The sequence below is a fragment of the Streptomyces sp. SP17BM10 genome, from assembly GCF_036322405.1.
GTDB lineage: Bacteria > Actinomycetota > Actinomycetes > Streptomycetales > Streptomycetaceae > Kitasatospora.
The window spans coordinates 45,494-62,814 of sequence record NZ_JAQYXB010000677.1; the positions used below are offsets into that span (position 1 = coordinate 45,494).

10 protein-coding genes are annotated in these 17,321 nt (G+C 74.0%); 4 read left to right on the forward strand and 6 right to left on the reverse strand.

Annotated features, from left to right (window positions below):
• Positions 1-111 precede the first annotated feature (111 nt).
• Positions 112-2,094 carry a glycoside hydrolase family 31 protein gene (locus tag PUR71_RS38070; RefSeq protein ID WP_329931857.1) on the forward strand — a complete coding sequence of 661 codons (1,983 nt, stop codon included), beginning with the start codon at positions 112-114 and terminating at the stop codon, positions 2,092-2,094.
• A gap of 112 nt (positions 2,095-2,206) precedes the next feature.
• On the opposite strand, the gene PUR71_RS38075 is transcribed toward PUR71_RS38070, so the two are convergent.
• The gene (locus PUR71_RS38075; protein ID WP_329931858.1) at positions 2,207-2,860 is read right to left on the reverse strand and encodes a GOLPH3/VPS74 family protein; all 654 of its coding nucleotides are present in this window, start codon (positions 2,858-2,860) and stop codon (positions 2,207-2,209) included.
• Positions 2,861-3,654: 794 nt separating this feature from the next.
• Here PUR71_RS38075 and PUR71_RS38080 point away from each other — a divergent pair.
• Complete coding sequence (locus tag PUR71_RS38080; RefSeq protein ID WP_329931859.1) at positions 3,655-5,793, forward strand: alpha-galactosidase; 2,139 nt, start codon at positions 3,655-3,657, stop codon at positions 5,791-5,793.
• Between the two features lie 135 nt (positions 5,794-5,928).
• On the opposite strand, the gene xylA is transcribed toward PUR71_RS38080, so the two are convergent.
• The gene (xylA, locus tag PUR71_RS38085) at positions 5,929-7,101 is read right to left on the reverse strand and encodes a xylose isomerase (RefSeq protein ID WP_329931860.1); all 1,173 of its coding nucleotides are present in this window, start codon (positions 7,099-7,101) and stop codon (positions 5,929-5,931) included.
• Between the two features lie 95 nt (positions 7,102-7,196).
• On the opposite strand from xylA, the gene xylB reads away from it, so the two are divergent.
• Both xylB and PUR71_RS38095 read left to right on the forward strand, forming a co-directional pair.
• Positions 7,197-8,627 (forward strand): xylulokinase, encoded by a 1,431-nt coding sequence (gene xylB / locus PUR71_RS38090; RefSeq protein WP_329931861.1) that lies wholly within the window; start codon positions 7,197-7,199, stop codon positions 8,625-8,627.
• 69 nt (positions 8,628-8,696) lie between these two features.
• Positions 8,697-9,854 carry an ROK family transcriptional regulator gene (locus PUR71_RS38095; protein ID WP_329931867.1) on the forward strand — a complete coding sequence of 386 codons (1,158 nt, stop codon included), beginning with the start codon at positions 8,697-8,699 and terminating at the stop codon, positions 9,852-9,854.
• An 84-nt stretch (positions 9,855-9,938) separates the two neighbouring features.
• Here the strand turns inward: PUR71_RS38095 and PUR71_RS38100 are convergent, their stop codons facing one another.
• The 4 genes from PUR71_RS38100 to PUR71_RS38115 all read right to left on the reverse strand — a co-directional run.
• On the reverse strand, positions 9,939-13,007 hold the full coding sequence (locus tag PUR71_RS38100; protein WP_329931862.1) for a glycoside hydrolase family 2 TIM barrel-domain containing protein: 3,069 nt from the start codon (positions 13,005-13,007) through the stop codon (positions 9,939-9,941).
• A 383-nt stretch (positions 13,008-13,390) separates the two neighbouring features.
• On the reverse strand, positions 13,391-15,808 hold the full coding sequence (locus PUR71_RS38105) for a SpoIIE family protein phosphatase (RefSeq protein ID WP_329931863.1): 2,418 nt from the start codon (positions 15,806-15,808) through the stop codon (positions 13,391-13,393).
• A 108-nt stretch (positions 15,809-15,916) separates the two neighbouring features.
• On the reverse strand, positions 15,917-16,837 hold the full coding sequence (locus PUR71_RS38110; RefSeq protein ID WP_329931864.1) for an NADP-dependent oxidoreductase: 921 nt from the start codon (positions 16,835-16,837) through the stop codon (positions 15,917-15,919).
• Positions 16,838-17,129: 292 nt separating this feature from the next.
• A partial coding sequence (locus tag PUR71_RS38115; protein WP_329931865.1) for a non-reducing end alpha-L-arabinofuranosidase family hydrolase occupies positions 17,130-17,321 on the reverse strand: 192 nt, incomplete at its 5' end.

Below are 17,321 nucleotides of genomic sequence, written 5' to 3' on the forward strand. Positions count from 1 at the left end.
CCTGCATGCCACCCCAGACGTGTGCAGGGCGCCGCCCCCTTTCCTCGCCCGGTGCCCGGAGAGCATCTGCCCGCACACACCCGCCACTTGAGATGAACAGAGGAACCACCCTTGTCCTACAGCATTCGCGCGGGCGGTCTGGAACGGCACACCGCCGCAGAGGTCCTCCGGATCGAGCCCTGGGGGCCGGACGCCGTCCGGGTGCGTGCCTCCTCCGGGACGATCGACCCCACCGCCCCGGGCGCGTTGCCGGCCCCCTCGCCCCGCCCGCACGCCGAGCTGTCCGTCTCGGACGACGGCTGTGCCCGCCTGGTCAACGGCCGAGTCGCCGTCGAGGCCTCGGCGGACGGCCGACTGACGTTCCGCCACGCCGCGTCGGGTCGCGAACTCCTCGCCGAGCGGGACCCGCGCGCCCACCACTGCGGCGCCCGCGTCCACGCGGCGGGAGGCCGCACGGAGCAGTCCTTCGAGGCCTACGCCGGCGAACGGCTGCACGGCCTGGGCCAGCACCTGCACGGACGCCTGGACCAGAAGGGCTGCGTGATCGACCTCGTCCAGGCCAACACCGTGGTGGCCGTCCCCTTCCTGCACTCCTCGCGCGGCTACGGACTGCTCTGGAACAACCCCGCCACCGGCCGCGTGGAGCTGGGCGCCGACGCCACCCGGTGGACGGCCGACGGCGGCGGACGCATCGACTACTGGATCACCGCCGGCGACACCCCGGCCCGGATCCTGGACTCCTACACCCGGGCCACCGGCCGCCCGCCCCTGCTCCCCGAGTGGGCCTGCGGCTTCTGGCAGTCGAAGCTCCGCTACCGCACCCAGGACGAACTCCTCGCGGTGGCACGGGAGTACAAGGAGCGTGGACTGCCACTGTCCGTCATCGTCTGCGACTTCTTCCACTGGCCGAGGATGGGCGACTGGCGCTTCGAGGAGAGCGAGTGGCCCGATCCCGCCGCCATGGTCGCCGAGCTGTCGGGGCTCGGCGTGCGGCTCGCCGTCTCGGTGTGGCCCACCGTCGAGCCCGGCAGCGACGCGTACGACGCCCTGCGTTCGGCCGGGCACCTCGTACGGGACGCGGCCGGCGGCTTGCTCACCCACCCGTGGCCGTCGCGGTACGGCGGGGACGCCCTGATCCGCCCGATGGCGTACTACGACGCCACCCACCCCGGCGCGCGTGCCGCGCTGTGGCAGCGACTGAACGACAACTACCGCTCGCTGGGCGTGGCGTGCTTCTGGCTGGACGCCTGCGAGCCCGACGTGCCCCGGGGTGTCGCCGAGCGCGCCGTCTACGCGGCCGGTCCCGCGGCCGAGGCTGCGAACCTCTACCCGTTGGAGCACGCCCGGGCGGTGGCCGACGGCCTGCGCGCGGCGGGCGAGGACCGGCCGCTGTCGCTGGTCCGCTCCGCGTGGGCGGGCAGCCAGCACCACGGCGCCCTGCTGTGGTCCGGTGACATCCCCACGACCTTCGACTCCCTCGGGCGCCAGATCAGGGCGGGGCTGAACGTGGCGATGAGCGGCATCCCCTGGTGGAACACCGACATCGGCGGCTTCTTCGGCGGCGACCCGGACGACCCGGCGTACCGCGAGCTGCTGATCCGGTGGTTCCAGTACGGCACCTTCAGCCCCGTCATGCGGCTGCACGGGGACCGCGAGCCCAACTTCCCCGCCTTCGCCACGGGCATGACCGGCGGGCCGAACGAGGTCTGGTCGTACGGGGAGGAGGCCTACGGCATCCTCCGCGACCACCTCGTGCTGCGCGAGCGCCTGCGCCCGTACGTGAGGAGGCTGTCCGAGGAGGCCCACGGCACCGGCGCCCCGCCGATGCGTCCGCTGTTCTTCGACTTCCCCGAGGACGAGCGCGCCTGGGACGTGGACGACCAGTTCCTGCTCGGCCCCGACGTGCTGGTGGCACCCGTGTACGAGGCGGGCGTCCGGGCCCGTCGGGTGTACCTGCCCTCCGGTACCCGCTGGCTCGAGCCGGTGGGCGGCCGCGTGCTGGAGGGCGGGACGACGCTGGACGCACGGGCCCCGCTGGACCGCATCCCGGTCTTCGTGCGGGAAGGGGCGCACGTCGCGGACCGCCTCGGCTGACGCCCTCCCCGGCAGAGCGGAAGCGCACGAACGAAGGAGTCGAGTAGCCGTGCAGCCGTGTCCCCTGGGCGCGCTTGCGGGCCGCCCGGTCTGCCTGTCGGCAGGGGCCCGGTCAACTCCCGCCCATACCGCCCTGAGCGGCGACCATGGTCAGGTTCAGCCCGCTGACCGCCCGGGCCAGGCCCGGGGTGTCGCCGGCGAGCCGTCCGGTGAGTGCGGCGATCCGCCCGCCGTGGGCCCGGCGGTCGTGCCCCGAGAGCACGAGCCGCAGGTGCGCGTGGGCGGCCAGCGCCGCGAGGACCGCGTCGGTGAACGGCACCGCGGAGACCGGCGCACCGCCGCGGACGACCTCGGCCACCCGCACCTGGAGGTCCAGGGCCTCGCGGGGGTCCTCCACCGCCACGGTCCGCCGGGGCTCGACCGGGCCGTAGGGATCGCGGTCGGCCATGGTCACCGCGCCGAGCACCGCGAGCCGCTCCTCGACGGCCTCCAGGGTGGCGTCGCGGCCGCGCCTGATCCACGCCTTCCAGGAGCGCGGCCGCTCGCCCACTTCCGCGAGCAGCGCGTCCAGGACGGGGTCACCGGTGGCAGCGGCGGAGACGATCCGCACCCGGCCCGCCCCGTCCTCGGCGACGGCGCCCCGGTGGGCGAGCTCGGCCAGGGCGGCGGCACGCACCACGAAGCCGGCCCGGGTGCGGTCCTGCAGGGACTGGGTTTGGGTGTCGAAGGCCAGCAGGTAGGCGTCCAGATGAAGTCCTCGGCTCATGGAACCGACGATACGGCGCGCCGGCCCGTCCGCCGTCGACCTGCGGGACGACCCGTCCTCCGCTCGCAGGAGTACACCCGGTCGTCCTCGGAGGCACCCCGTACGGGCCGGCGGCCATGGCTCACCCACCGCCCGACGCCGTCCGCGAGATGTTGCGGCAGCGAGGTGATGGCGTCGTTGGTCGGCGGGTGCTGATCCACCGACGCCCACGTGGGCGAGGAGGACGGCGGGGCCGCGAGCGCCGACGTCGTACCGAGCGAGAGGTCGACCGTCGCGGCGGCGACGACCCCTGCGGCGCTCGACAGGAACGCACGTCTGCTGATGGCCGTGGCTGGACCCTTCGTCGTTGAGCGTGCTGGATGTTCCGGGCCGCGGCACCGAGGTGCGGGCCGTTCGGGCTGTGCGGCTCGAAGTGGAGCGAACCCGGTGGAGCCGTGTGAGTGTGAGCGATAACACGGGCGCTGGCTCCCGCCGATTCTGGCAGCGCCACGGCGGCTGTCGAGATGTGCGGCGCGCTCGACTCGGGCACAAGACATGGGATGAGTGCGAGGCGGCGCGAGTATGCTCAATATGTCAAGACCCGTTCCAGTACTGCTGTTTCTGGCCAGGCGCGAATGTGGGGCCCGCCGCCGTGGCTCACTTTCGATCCTATTCATGGGATGTTCAGTGCGGGGATAGGCGTGCTATCGCTACAAGTGCCCTCCGTCGACCGGGCGGCCCCGGAACCGGGCTGCCAGGGTGAGCTCGGCGCCCGCCGAGCACCGAACCAGGACTCGCCCCCGAACGAGGATGAAATGACTGAATCGAACGTCGTCGTGCTGACGGCCGGTGATGCGGCCCTCGCGCTCGACACCGCCGGCCCCGAGGTGCCCCGGGTGCTGCACTGGGGTGCCGATCCCGGCTTCCGCGCCGGCGATGCCGCGCACGCGCTCGACGCCATGGGCCGTGGCCCGGGCCACCGGTCCGGGAGCCTGATGCCCTCTCAGGGGCAGGCCTGGTTCGGACGGCCGGCCCTGTCCGGGCACCGCGACGGCCGGGTCCGCCCCCCGCGTTTCGAGCTCGCCGAACCGGTCGGCGTACGCGCCCAGGACGGCCGGGGCGGCGTCGTCCACGTACGGGCCGAGGACCGCGGCGCGGGGCTCGCACTGGACACGGAGCTGCAGATGACGGAGCAGGGCGTGGTGCGGCTGCGCCACGCCCTGACCAACACCGCGACCGATGCCTACACCCTCGACGTGCTCGCGTGCGTGCTTCCGGTGCCCGCCCACGCCGAGGAACTGCTGGACTTCGCGGGCCGCTGGGCCCGTGAGCGCTCTCCGCAGCGTGCACCCCTGCGGCAGGGCGTGTGGTCGAGGGAGAGCCGGCGCGGACGCACCGGCTTCGACGCCGGACTGCTGCTCGCCGGCACGCCGGGCTTCGGTTTCCGGCAGGGCCGGGTCTGGGGCGTGCACCCGGCCTGGAGCGGAAACCACGTCCAGTACGCCGAGCGGCTGGCCGACGGGACGACGGTCCTCGGCGGCGGCGAACTGCTGGACGCGGGTGAGATCCGGCTGGCGGAGGGCGAGTCGTACCGAACCCCGTGGGTGTACTTCGCGACCTCCGGCTCGGGTCTGGACGGGATCAGCCGCGGATTCCACGACATGCTCCGAGACCGGCCCCGGCACCCGACCACCGCCCGGCCGGTCACGATGAACATCTGGGAGGCGGTCTACTTCGACCACGACCCCGAGCGGGTGCGCGCCCTCGCGCGCACCGCGGCGACGGTCGGCGTGGAGCGGTTCGTCGTGGACGACGGCTGGTTCCGGCACCGCCGCCACGACCGGGCCGGCCTCGGCGACTGGTACGTCGACGAGACGGTGTGGCCCGACGGGCTCGGTCCGCTCGCCGAGCACGTCCACGCGCTCGGCATGCAGTTCGGCCTCTGGGTCGAGCCCGAGATGGTCAACCCCGACTCCGACCTGGCCCGTGCCCACCCCGACTGGTTCCTCGCCGATGCCGAACGCCTCCCGTTCGAGCAGCGCAGCCAGCACGTCCTGGACGTCGCTAACCCCGACGCCTACGCCTACCTGCTGGAGCGGATCAGCAGTCTGGTGGGGGAGGTGGGCATCGACTACCTCAAGTGGGACCACAACCGCGACCTGGCCGACGCCGTCCACGACGGCCGACCCGGCGTGCACGCCCAGACGACCGCGGTCTACCGGCTCCTGGACGAACTGCGCGCCCGCCACCCCGGGCTGGAGATCGAGTCCTGCTCGTCCGGCGGGGCCCGCGCGGACCTCGGCATCCTGGAGCGCACGGACCGGATCTGGGGATCGGACAACCTCGACCCGATCGAACGCCAGGCCATCCAGCGCTGGACCAGCCTCCTCCTGCCCTACGAGCTGATCGGTTCCCACGTCGGCTCCGCCCCGGCCCACATCAGCCACCGGGACACCACGCTCGCCTTCCGCTGCGCCACCGCCCTGTTCGGACACGCCGGCATCGAGTCCGACATCTCCGGCTGGTCACGGGAGGACCTGAACGCGCTCACCTCGTGGGTCGGAGCCTACAAGCGCCTGCGGCCGCTGCTCCACGGCGGCGACGTCGTCCGCGCGGACCACCCCGACCCGGCCGCCTGGGTCCACGGCGTCGTCTCCCGGGACCGGGCCCACGCCGTCTTCGCCTACGTCCAGCTGGACACCTCCGTCGCCGAGAACGGCGCGCCCGTGCGCCTGCCCGGACTGGAACCCACGGCCCGCTACGCCCTGCGGGTGCGCCCCGAACTCTCCTCCCCCGAGCACACCTGGCCCGTCTGGGCGCGGCGTACGACCGCGCTCACCCTGACCGGCCAGTACCTCGCCCACGTCGGCGTCGCGGCCCCGGGCCTGAGCAACCACCCCGGTCACGCACTGGTGATCGAAGCCCAGGCGCAGCCGCCCACCTCCCGGAGTTGACGTCGTGCTCGGACGCCGTCATGGGGAGTCACCGTACGGCGGCGGGTACGGCGGCGGAACCGAGGCGCTCGCCCCACCACGCCCGAGCGAGCCGGGCCGTGCCACCCGCACGGCCCGGCTCCGCGGTGGCGGGAGTCAGCGGGCGCCGAGGAGGTGTTCGTAGGCCAACTGGTCCAGCTGCTCGAACGCCATGCCGCGGCGGGCGGCGGCGTCGACGTCGAAGTCCTCGAAGGCGGAGCGGTCGGCCAACAGGCCGGCCAGGCCGTCCTGCGCGGTGGGGAGGGCGAGTTCGGGCAGGCGCGAGGCGGCGAGAGCGGCCCGGACCTCCGGGTCGGCTCGGAAGGCGCGGGAACGCTCCGCCAACAGGAGGTAGTTGCGCATGCAGGCGGCCGCCGAGGCCCACACGCCGTCGAAGTCCTCGGTGCGCGGCGGCTTGAAGTCGAAGTGCCGGGGCCCGTCGTAACCGGCCGACTCCAGCAGGTCGACCAGCCAGAAGGCCTGGCGCAGGTCTCCCGCGCCGAAGCGCAGGTCCTGGTCGTACTTGATGCCGGACTGGCCGTTGAGGTCGATGTGGAACAGCTTGCCGTGCCACAGGGCTTGGGCGATGCCGTGCGGGAAGTTCAGCCCGGCCATCTGCTCGTGGCCGACCTCCGGGTTGAGGCCGACGCGGTCGGGGCGCTCCAGTTCGTTGATGAACGCCAGGGCGTGGCCGACGGTGGGCAGCAGGATGTCGCCGCGCGGCTCGTTGGGCTTGGGCTCGATCGCGAAGCGCAGGTCGTAGCCCTGCCGCTCGACGTACTCGCCGAGGAGGTCGAAGGCCTCCTTCAAGCGGTCCAGCGCGGTGCGAACGTCCTTGGCCGCCCCCGACTCGGCGCCCTCGCGGCCGCCCCAGGCGACGTACACCGACGCGCCGAGCTCCGCGGCCAGGTCGATGTTGCGGATGGTCTTGCGCAGCGCGTAGCGCCGTACGTCGCGGTCGTTGGCGGTGAACGCGCCGTCCTTGAAGACGGGGTGGGTGAAGAGGTTGGTGGTGGCCATCGGCACCTTCAGCCCGGCCGTGTCCAGGGCGGCGCGGAAGCGCTTGACCGTCTGCTCGCGCTCGGCCTCGCCCGCGCCGAAGGGGATCAGGTCGTCGTCGTGGAAGGTGACGCCGTGGGCGCCGAGGGCGGCCAGCCGCTGGACGGTCTCGACCGGGTCGAGGGCCGGCCGGGTCGCGTCGCCGAAGGGGTCGCGCCCCTGCCAGCCGACGGTCCACAGGCCGAAGGTGAACTTGTGCGCGGGGGTGGGGACGAGCGGGTCGCTGGACATGGCGCGGCTCCGGATCTCGTGCGAAGGGTGTTTGTCAGGGCTCTCAACAAATTAGTATGCCGGAACGTCAAAAGGAACCCGCACCGGAGGAACACATGGCTGAGCAGCGTGTCGTGATCGGCGTCGACAGCTCGACCCAGTCCACCAAGGCCCTGGCCGTCGACATCGACACCGGCGCGGTGGTGGGCGAAGGCCGCGCCCAGCACACCGTCAGCACGGGCGCGGGCCGGGAGAGCGACCCCGAACAGTGGTGGGAGGCGCTCCTCGAGGCCGCGGCGCGGACGGGCTGGGCGGACCGCGCGGCCGCGGTCTCCGTCGCCGGCCAGCAGCACGGCCTCGTCACCCTCGACGGGGCCGGGCGCCCGGTGCGCCCGGCGCTGCTCTGGAACGACGTCCGGTCCGCGCCGCAGGCCGCCGAACTCCGCGACGCGCTCGGCGCGGTGGAGATCGCCCGGCGCACCGGCAGCGTCCCGACCGCCGCCTTCACCGCCCCCAAATGGGCCTGGCTGCGCGCCAACGAGCCCGCCGCCGCCGACCGTGTCGCGGCCGTCCGCCTCCCGCACGACTTCCTGACGGAACGGCTGACCGGTGAGGCCGTCACCGACCGGGGCGACGCGTCGGGCACCGGCTGGTGGGGACCGGACGGGTACGACCGGGACGTCCTCTCCCGCATCGGCCTCGACCCCGGGCGCCTGCCCCGGGTTTTGCCGGCCGGCGCGCAGGCCGGCGCCGTCCGTCCCGGTCTGCCGCTGCGCGAGGGGGCGTCGGTGGCCACCGGCACCGGCGACAACATGGCGGCGGCCCTCGGGCTGGGCCTCCTCCCCGGGCAGCCGGTGCTCAGCCTCGGCACCTCCGGCACCGTCTACGCCGTCGGGCGGACCCGGCCCGCCGATCCGAGCGGCACCGTCGCGGGCTTCGCCGACGCCCTCGGAGGCTGGCTGCCGCTGGCCTGCACGCTCAACTGCACCCTGGCCGTCGACCGCTTCGCCGCCCTGCTCGGACGCGGCCGCGAGGAGGTCGAGGACGGCGGCACCGTGGTCGTCCTGCCCTACCTGGACGGCGAACGCACCCCGGACCTCCCCGCCGCCTCCGGCCTGGTCCACGGACTCCGCCACGACACCACCCGCGGCCAGCTGCTCCAGGCCGCCTACGACGGCGCCGCCCACGCCCTGCTCGCCGCGCTGGGCGGCGTCCTCCGCGCGGGCGGCGAGGACCCCGAGGGCGACGAACCACTGCTGCTGATCGGCGGCGGCGCCCGTGGCCCGGCCTGGCAGCGGACCGTCCTGCGGCTCTCGGGCCGGGCGGTCCAGGTGCCCGCCGCACAGGAACTCGTCGCGCTCGGCGCCGCCGCCCAGGCCGCCGCGCTGCTCACCGAAGAGCCCGCCGACGCCGTCGCGCGCCGCTGGCGGACGGCTGACGGTCCGGTGCTGGAGGCCGTGAAGAAGGACGACGACGCGCTGACGCGGATCGGCGATACCCTGCGTCGGGCCGGGGGCTTGCAGGGTGCGCCGGCCGAGGAACGGTAGGAGGGGCGCGTGACGGTGGCGGTCAGGGCGGGCAAGGGATCGGAGAGCGGACCCGCGTCGCAGCAGCACATGCGACGGCAGAACCTCTCATTGGTGCTCGGTGCGGTCGCCGGGCACAGCCCGCTCTCCCGCGCGGACGTCGCCGGGCGCGTCGGCCTGACCAGGGCGGCCGTCTCCTCCCTGGTGGACGAGCTGATCGGCCGCGGAGCGGTGACCGAGGCGGCGGCCACGGCCAGCGGACGGGTCGGCCGCCCCGGACGCGCGCTGGCCGTGAACGACCGCGGCCCCGCCGGTCTGGGGCTGGAGATAGGCGTCACCCACGTCGGCGCGTGCGTGGTGGACCTGCGCGGCGAGCCGCGGGTGTGGCGCCGGGTCGAACGGGAGAACGCGGGTCGGCCGGCCGCTGAGGTACTGGCGCGGACCGCCGCGCTGGCGACCGACGCGCAGGCCGAGGCCGAGGCCCTCGGCCTGCGCGTCGAGGGCCGAGTCCTGGCCGTCCCCGGCGTGGTGCCGAACGAACCGGCCGGGTTGGTCGAACGCGCGCCCAACCTCGGCTGGTGCGCTGTCCGGCTCGCCGACCACTGGCCCGACCCGGACACCGTGCCCGAGCCGGAGAACGAGGCCAACCTCGGGGCGCTGGCCGAGTACTGGAGCACCGAGCAGACGGCGCGGACCTTCGTCCACGTCTCCGCCGAGACCGGGATCGGCGCCGCCCTGGTCATCGACGGACGGCTGTTCCGCGGCGCCCGCGGGTTCGCCGGCGAACTCGGCCACATCCCCGTCCAGCCGGACGGCGTCCCGTGCGCCTGCGGTGCGCGAGGCTGCCTGGAGCAGTACGCGGGCGAGGCGGCGGTCCTGCGCGAGGCCGGTCTGACGCCGCACGAGGCGGCCGACCCGGTCGCCCTGCTCGCCGACCGGGCGGCCGCCGGCCACGCAGCCACCCTGGGGGCGCTGGACCGCGCGGGGCGGGCTCTGGGCCTCGCGCTCGCGTCCGCCGTCGAGCTCATCGACCCGGACGGCCTCGTCCTGGGCGGTGCCTACGCCGAACTCGCCGACTGGCTACTGCCCTCCGTGCGCGCCGAGTTGGCCGCCCGGGTCTCCGTCCGCCCTTGGGCGCCGCAGGCGCTGCGCCCGTCCGCCCTCGGTCGGCGCGGCCCGCTGCTGGGCGCGGCGCTGACGACGGTGCGCCGGATCATGACCGACCCGATGCTGCTGCCCGCCGGATGAGCCCGGGGCCGTGCCTGCCGGTCGGTCGTGCTCGACCACGACCATCGCGTGGCCGTCCCCGGTGCTGACCGGCGCGATGGAGTCTCATGCATCCGATCGACCGGGAGTGCGGTCGGCCTGGCCGAGGGGTGTGAGGAGGAGGGTGAAGTCGGCGGTGCCGACCTCGAGCCGGTGCTGGGGCAGGACGCCCGGACCGCACGCGGCGCTTCCGAGGCCCTGGACGGCGTGATCGGTGTGCAGGTGGACCACCGGGCCGGGGGACAGTTCCGTCCGGTGCCGGGCCGCCGCGAGTTGCCGGTCGGTCCAGCGGCGCGCGGAGAAGTCGAAGGGCTCCTCGCCCTGGACGCGGAGGGCGGCGGACCCGTCGCCGATCTCGGCCCACCGCACGTCCGTCCGGTTGCCGTTCTCCTGCGGGCGCACGTAAGGGGTTTGCAGCTCGTCGACCGTGGCGTGGAAGCGTCCGATCCTGACCGCCTGGCGCGAGTCGGGGTAGGCCTCTCCCGGGCCCGCGCCGAACCACTCGACCTCCGACCAGTCGGCGGGCAGTTCCCAGGCGAGACCGATCCGGGCCAGGGGAGGTGCGGCGTTCCTGCGCAGCAGTTCCTTCCGCTCCTGCGGCGGCAGTTCGGAGTCCACCAAGGAGTCGGCGGAGCGGATCGTGTACTCGGGCCAGTGGCCGACCGGTTCGGCGTGCACGTGGAGCCGCAGGCCGGTCCCGTCACTGGTCCAGCGGTAGGTGGTGAGGTAACCGCAGGCGACCGCGGCGGCGGCGCTGCGGACCACGACGGTCAGGCCCTCGGGGCCGGGGTCGACGGACACGGTGCGGTGGCGCGGCCGGTCCAGGCCCCGGTCCTTCCAGTAGGCGGCGTCCTGCTGGTACCACCCGCCGCGATCGTTGTCCGTGGGGGCGCGCCACAGGTTCAACCGTGGCCCCTGGAGCATCTGTTGACCGATGCCGAGCAGGCGTCCGGTCGCGGGGTCGAAGCGGCCGGGGCCGAGGACGAGGTGCCGGCCGGTGACGCGCGCGGCGACCGGCGGGCCGGCCAGGCGGCCGCGCCCGGTCGCACGGCCGGTCGCGTGCAGCGGGAGTTGGCCCCAGGCGACCACGTGGCCGGCGGGAGCCCACGCGGCGGCCTCGGCCAGCTCCGCCCGGACGGTGAGCCAGCGTTCGCCGTCGTCGCCCTGCCCGGTCACCGGGTCGAGCGCGGGCAGCGGCAGCCGGCCCCGCTCCCCGGCGGCCAGCTGCGGTGTGGGCAGCTCACCCCGGGTCGGCTCGGTGCCCTCGCACTCCAGCGACCAGGTGAACCGCAGGTGGGACAGGTCCAGCACCTCGTAGCGGTTCTCCACGGTCAGCGTTCCGGGGTCCGGGCCGGGGCCGATCCGGACGGGGGAGATGACCTTGGCGTACTCCAGCAGGCCGGGAGAGGGGGTGCGGTCGGGGAAGAGCAGGCCGTCGCAGATGAAGTTGCCGTCGTGCAGGTCCTCGCCGAAGTCACCGCCGTATCCGAAGAACTCGCGGCCCTCGGCGTCGTGCGTCCGCAACCCCTGGTCGATCCACTCCCAGACCCAGCCGCCCTGCACCCGCGGGTACTCGTCGCTCAGGCGCGCGTACTCGGCTAGGCCGCCGGGCCCGTTGCCCATCGCGTGGGCGAACTCGGTGAGCAGGAACGGCCGGTGGTTGCGCGGATCGTCGGCCGGGTCGCCGGAGCCGGGCCGTGCGGGGTAGGAGGTCTCGCCCGGGAGCAGCTGCCCGCGGCCGATGCGGGCGACGGCCGCGGGCGGGCGGTACATCTCGGCGTGGACGTCGGTGTACTCGCCGAGCCGGTCGCCCTCGTAGTGGATCGGGCGGGAGGGGTCGCGCCGGCGCACCCAGTCGGCCATCGCCCGCAGGTTCCCGCCGTCGCCGGCCTCGTTGCCCAGTGACCACAGGATGATGCCGGGGTGGTTCTTGTCCCGTTCTACGGTGCGCTCGATGCGGTCCAGGTAGGCGTCGCGCCAGCGCGGATCGTCGGAGGGGTTGCGCTCCCACGGCGTGGCGTCGGCGTACTCGAAGCCGTGGGTCTCCAGGTCGCATTCGAGCGTCACGTACAGCCCGAGCTCGTCGCACAGGTCGAGGAAGGCCGGGTGCGGCGGGTAGTGGGAGGTGCGGACGGCGTTGACGTTGTGCCGCTTCATCAGCTCGACGTCTCGGCGCATGGTCTCCGGGGAGAGGGCGCGGCCGTGGTCGGGGTCGAACTCGTGCCGGTTCACCCCGCGCAGCACGACGCGGCGCCCGTTGACCCGCAGGACGCCGCTCCCGTCGACGGCGACGGAGCGGAAGCCGAACCGGATCCGCACGCGTTCGCTGCCGGTGGCCAGGTGGGCCTCGTACAGGTGCGGATCCTCCGCGCTCCAGGGGCGCACCGCCGGGAACCGCAGCTCGCCGCCGGCCGGCTGGTCGTGGACGCCGAGGGAGGGAACGTCGATCCGCACGGGTCCGTCCGCGTCCACGGTCACGTGCAACCGGCCCTCGCCGGTGGCGTCGTCGTAGTCGGCGTGGACGAAGACGTCCCGGATCCCGCCGACCGGACGGGCCAGCAGCGCCACGTCACGGAAGATGCCCGACAGGCGCCAGGTGTCCTGGTCCTCCAGGTACGTGCCGGCGGAGAACTGGTGGACCCGGACCGCCAGCACGTTGCGGCCGGGCCGCAGCAGGGCGGTCACGTCGAACTCGACCGGCAGGCGGCTGCCGTAGGTCACACCCAGGTCCGTCCCGTTGAGCCAGACCCGGGCGCAGGAGTCCACGCCCTCGAAGCGCACCACGGCCGGCACGCCGTCCCAGGAGTCGGGGAGGTCGAAGACCCGGCGGTAGTCCCCGGTCTCGTTCTCGTCCGGGACGAAGGGCGGGTCGAGCGGGACGGGGTAGGAGATGTTGACGTAGATCGGCCGGCCGTGGCCGCGTAACTGCCAGTGCGAGGGAACGGGCAGGGCGTCCCAGGAGCCGTCGTCGAACTCCGGGTCCTGGAAGCCGTCGGGTTCGTCGTGCAGCACCGGCGAGAACCGGAACGCCCACTGTCCGTTGAGATCGATCCTGGGAGCATCGGAATCCAGGACCGCGCGCGGGGCGAGCCCCCCGCGGCCGGTCGCGAAGTCCTCGAAGTACCGTGCCGACATGCGGAAGTCCTCCGTACGGTCTCGGGTGATGCGCGCGACCGTACTATCGAAGGCGTCTTGCGGGAAGCGCCTCTGTCCGGCTCCGCGCCCTCGAGGGGCGTGCTCGGTGGCGCGGTCCGACCCGTGGCCTGACGCCGTCGGGCCGGTCACACCTCGCGGTCGGCCCAGAGGTGTGACTCGGCCTCGCCGAGCGGATCCGCACACCGGGACGGCAGGAGCGTGTGGTGGTCATGTCGTCAGATTCCCACCGCAAAGCCCCAGTTGACAGCCTGCTGCCGAGGGCTTCGGCCCTGCATCCTCCGATGGACGGCCATCCTCGTGCGGAGTGGACGAGAGCCGCGGTCAGGCCGTTCGTCCGGCTGAGGGGACGGATGTCGCGGGGGTCAGACCGGTCCGATGGTCTGGGCGCACCAGATCGTCTTGCCGTTCGTGGTGTGCCGGGTGCCCCAGCCCTGGGTGAGCTGGGCGACGAGCATCAGGCCCCGGCCGCCCTCGTCGAACGTACGCGCCCGGCGCAGGTGCGGGGTGGTCTCGCTGGCGTCGGAGACCTCGCAGATCAGCGCGGTGTCGCGGATCAGCCGCAGCCTGATCGGCGGTTCGCCGTACTTGATGGCGTTGGTGACCAGCTCGCTGACGACCAACTCGGTGACGAAGGCCTGCTCCTCCAGGCCCCAAAGGGCCAGTTGATCGGCGGCCAGCCGCCTGGCGCGCCCCACCCGTGCGACGTCGGGCTCGATGTCCCAGTCGGCGACGCGTTCGGGATCCAGCACGTGGGTGCGGGCGAGCAGCAGGGCCGCGTCGTCGGTGCGGTGGTCGGGGAGCACGGCCCGCATCGCGGCGTCGCAGAGTTCCTGCAGCGAGGCGGCCGGTTCGGCGAGGATCCGGACCAGCTCGGCCAGCCCCTGTTCGGCGTCCTGCTCACGGCCCTCCACCAACCCGTCGGTGTAGAGGGCGAGCAGACTGCTTTCGGGCAGCTCGAACTCGACCACTTCGAACGGCAGTCCGCCGACGCCGAGAGGGGGCCCCGGTTGCGCGACGACCGGGGTTACGGTGCCGTCCGGCCCGATGACCAGCGGCAGCGGATGGCCGGCGCTCGCCAGCGCGCAGCGCCGGGAGACCGGGTCGTAGACGGCGTACAGGCAGGTGGCACCGGTCTCGCCGGCCGCCTCGAGCGAGCCCTCGGGCCCGGGGTCGTCGGGAAGGTGGAGGACCAGGTCGTCCAGGTGGGTGAGCAACTCGTCCGGCGGCAGGTCCACGTCGGCCAGGGTCCGGACCGCCGTGCGCAGCCTGCCCATGCTGGCCGAGGCGTGCACGCCGTGGCCGACGACATCGCCGACGACCAGGCCGACCCGTGCGCCGGACAGTGCGATGACGTCGAACCAGTCACCCCCCACACCTGCGCCGGCCCCGGCGGGCAGGTAGCCGGACGCCGCCTCGATGGCGCCGTGGCTCGGCAGTCGCTGCGGCAGCAGGCTGCGTTGCAGGGTCAGCGCGGTCGTGTGCTCGCGGGTGTACCGGCGGGCGTTGTCGATGGCGACGGCGGCCTTGGCGGCCAGTTCCTCGGCGAGGATCAGGTCATCGGCGGTGAAGGCCTCGGGCCGGTCGCTGCGGGTGAACGCGACGACGCCGAGCGGAGCGCCGCGCGCGAGCAGCGGCACGGTGATCCGGCCCGTCACCCCCTGGGCGGCCATGGACCGTTCGATCAACGGTGTGCCCGGCGGCCAGTGGGCCGGGTCGGCGGCGAGCCCGGGGCCGAAGGCCCATTCTCCGCCCTGGTCGGGTTCGGCGGCGAGCTGGACCACGGACGTGCCGGTGGCCATGCAGCGGGCGGGGACGGAACCGGGGGCGTAGCCGACCGGGGTCCCGGATCCGTTGGGCCAGCCGGGGTGGTCCTTCGCGCTGTGCCGGGCGGCCCGGGTGAGTGTGAGGGTCCCACCAGCGGTGACCGCGGAGGTCGACGGCGGTTCCTCCCCCTGGAGCACCTCGTCGAAGAGGTCGACGGTGACGAGGTCCACGAAGCCGGGCACCGGGACGGTGGCCAGTTCCTGCGCGGTGCTGGCCACGTCGAGGGTCCTGCCGATGCCGCGGCTGGCCTCGTTGAGGATGAGCAGGCGCTGGCGGGCCCAGTACTCGGCGCTCATGTCGAAGCCCCAGTTGGCGACCGCGCGCACGGTGCCCTCGGCATCCCGGACGGGCCACATGCTGGTGGCCCACGCGTTGGCGTAGGCGCTGCCGAGCGGTCGGAAGACCGTGATGAGCCGCGCGGGCTCGCCCGTCCTGGCCACCTCGGAGAGCTGGTTGGTGTAGGCGGCGTCGTCCAGCTCGGGGAACAGCTCACGGTACTTCCCTCCGAGCACCTGTTCCTCCGAGTGCGCCATCACGCGGCACGCGGCGGCGTTCACCCACAGGAACCGCAGGACCGGGTCGTAGACCCCGAGGGCGAAGGGGCACTGCTCGAAGGCCCGGTCGGCGATCACGGGGCGGCGGTCCCAGCGCTGGACGGTCAGCGCGCGGCCCAGCGCCAGCCCGTCCGCGCCGCACAGCGCTTGCGTCGTCACCACGGCGTCCACCGTGGAACCGTCCCGGTGGCGCAGGACGATCAAGGCGTTGCCGTCCGCGTCGTCACCCGTGGGGAACCCGGGCGGGGGATCCACCAGCAGGTCGCTCGAGGGGCGGCCGACCGTGTCCTGAGCCGTCCAGCCGAGTAACAGCCGTCCGCCCTCGCTCCACCCGCTCACCACGCCGTCCGGGTCCACCACGACGACGGCGGTGGGTGCGTCCTTCTCGCCGGCCGTCTCCACACGCGCCTCCGTCCGGGCAGCCGTGCTTGCCGGACGTGACTCCGGCGCCTGCCTCCAGCCTAGGTTCGGTCCCCGGAGCGCGCGCTCCGAGCAGCGAAGGGCGAGCCCTCACGGCACGATGACCAGCTTGCCGCGGGTGTGGCCGGTGCGGCTGGCGTCGAAGGCCTCGCCCGTCCGCTCCAGCGGGAAGGTCCCGGCGACCTCCACGGTCAGCGCGCCGCGGTCGGCCGCGGCCGCCAGTTCGGCGAGCTTCTCGCCGTCGGGGCGGACCCAGATCCAGCGGCCGCCGTGCTGCTCCACGCCCGGGTCGGCGACGGAGACGTGCCGCCCGCCGTCGGCGAGCACGGCCAGGGTCGTCTCCAACTGGCCGCCGACGAAGTCCGCGACGGCCGACACCCCGCCGGGCACCAGCGTGCGCACCCGCTCGGTCAGGCCGTCCCCGTACGTCACCGGTTCGGCGCCGAGCCCGCGGACGAACGCGTGGTTGCGCTCCGAGGCGGTACCGATCACCCGGGCCCCGCGGTCGTGGCCGAGCTGCACCGCGAGGCTCCCCACGCCGCCGGCCGCGCCGTGCACCAGGAGCACGTCCTCGGGGCCGACCGCGAGCCGGTCCAGGCAGCGCAGCGCGGTGAGGCCGGCCAACGGGAGCCCGGCCGCCTGCGCCCAGTCGAGCCCGGCGGGCTTGCGCGCCACGGCGGACGCGGCGACCGCGACGTACTCGGCGAAGGTGCCCGCCTGGACCGCGTCCTTGCGGGCGTAGGCCATCACTTCGTCGCCGGGCGCGAACTCGGGTGTGTCGGGGCCGGTCCGGGTGACCACGCCGGCCACGTCCCAGCCGGGGACGACGGGGAAGACCGCGTCCATCATGCCGTCCAGGCCACCCGCCATGACCTTCCAGTCGACCGGGTTGACGGAGGCCGCTCGGACCTCGATCAGCACCTGGCCGGGGCCCACCTTCGGGTCCGGCACCTCGCCGTACCGCAGCCGGGAGTTGTCCGGTGCGTACGAGTCGTAGGTCACCGCGCGCATGAACGAACCTCCAGGAGCCGGGGTGTCGACCGCGCCCATCGCCGGACGGGCAGGGCGCTGTGGGCCACGCTATGCCGGGGGAGGGCGCCCGGCACCCGCGTCGGTCCGTCGGAGCGACCCGAGAGGAGTCGGAGCGAGCCGACAGGAGACCGTGGGCCCGGCTCCGGCAGCGGGTTCGTCTGACGGTTGCCGCGCCCCCGGCGATCGTGCCGCAGCAGCAGTTCCTCCACCCGCTGGCGGGTGGCCGAGGTGTCGGCCACCCGCGCATCGTGGTCGTGGTGCGTCCTGCGCGTCAGTGCTGGAGGGTGAGGAGGCCGGGGCGCCAGGGGAGTTGGTCGTAGGTGCCGGTGGCGTTGGGGTTCTTGCCCTGGTAGAGGAGTTGGAGGTGGCAGGGGTCGATGGTCATGGTCTGGTCGGGGTTGTTGCGGACGAGGTCGCCGTGGCTGATGTCGTTGGTCCAGGTGGCGCCGCTGTTGGCCTTGCC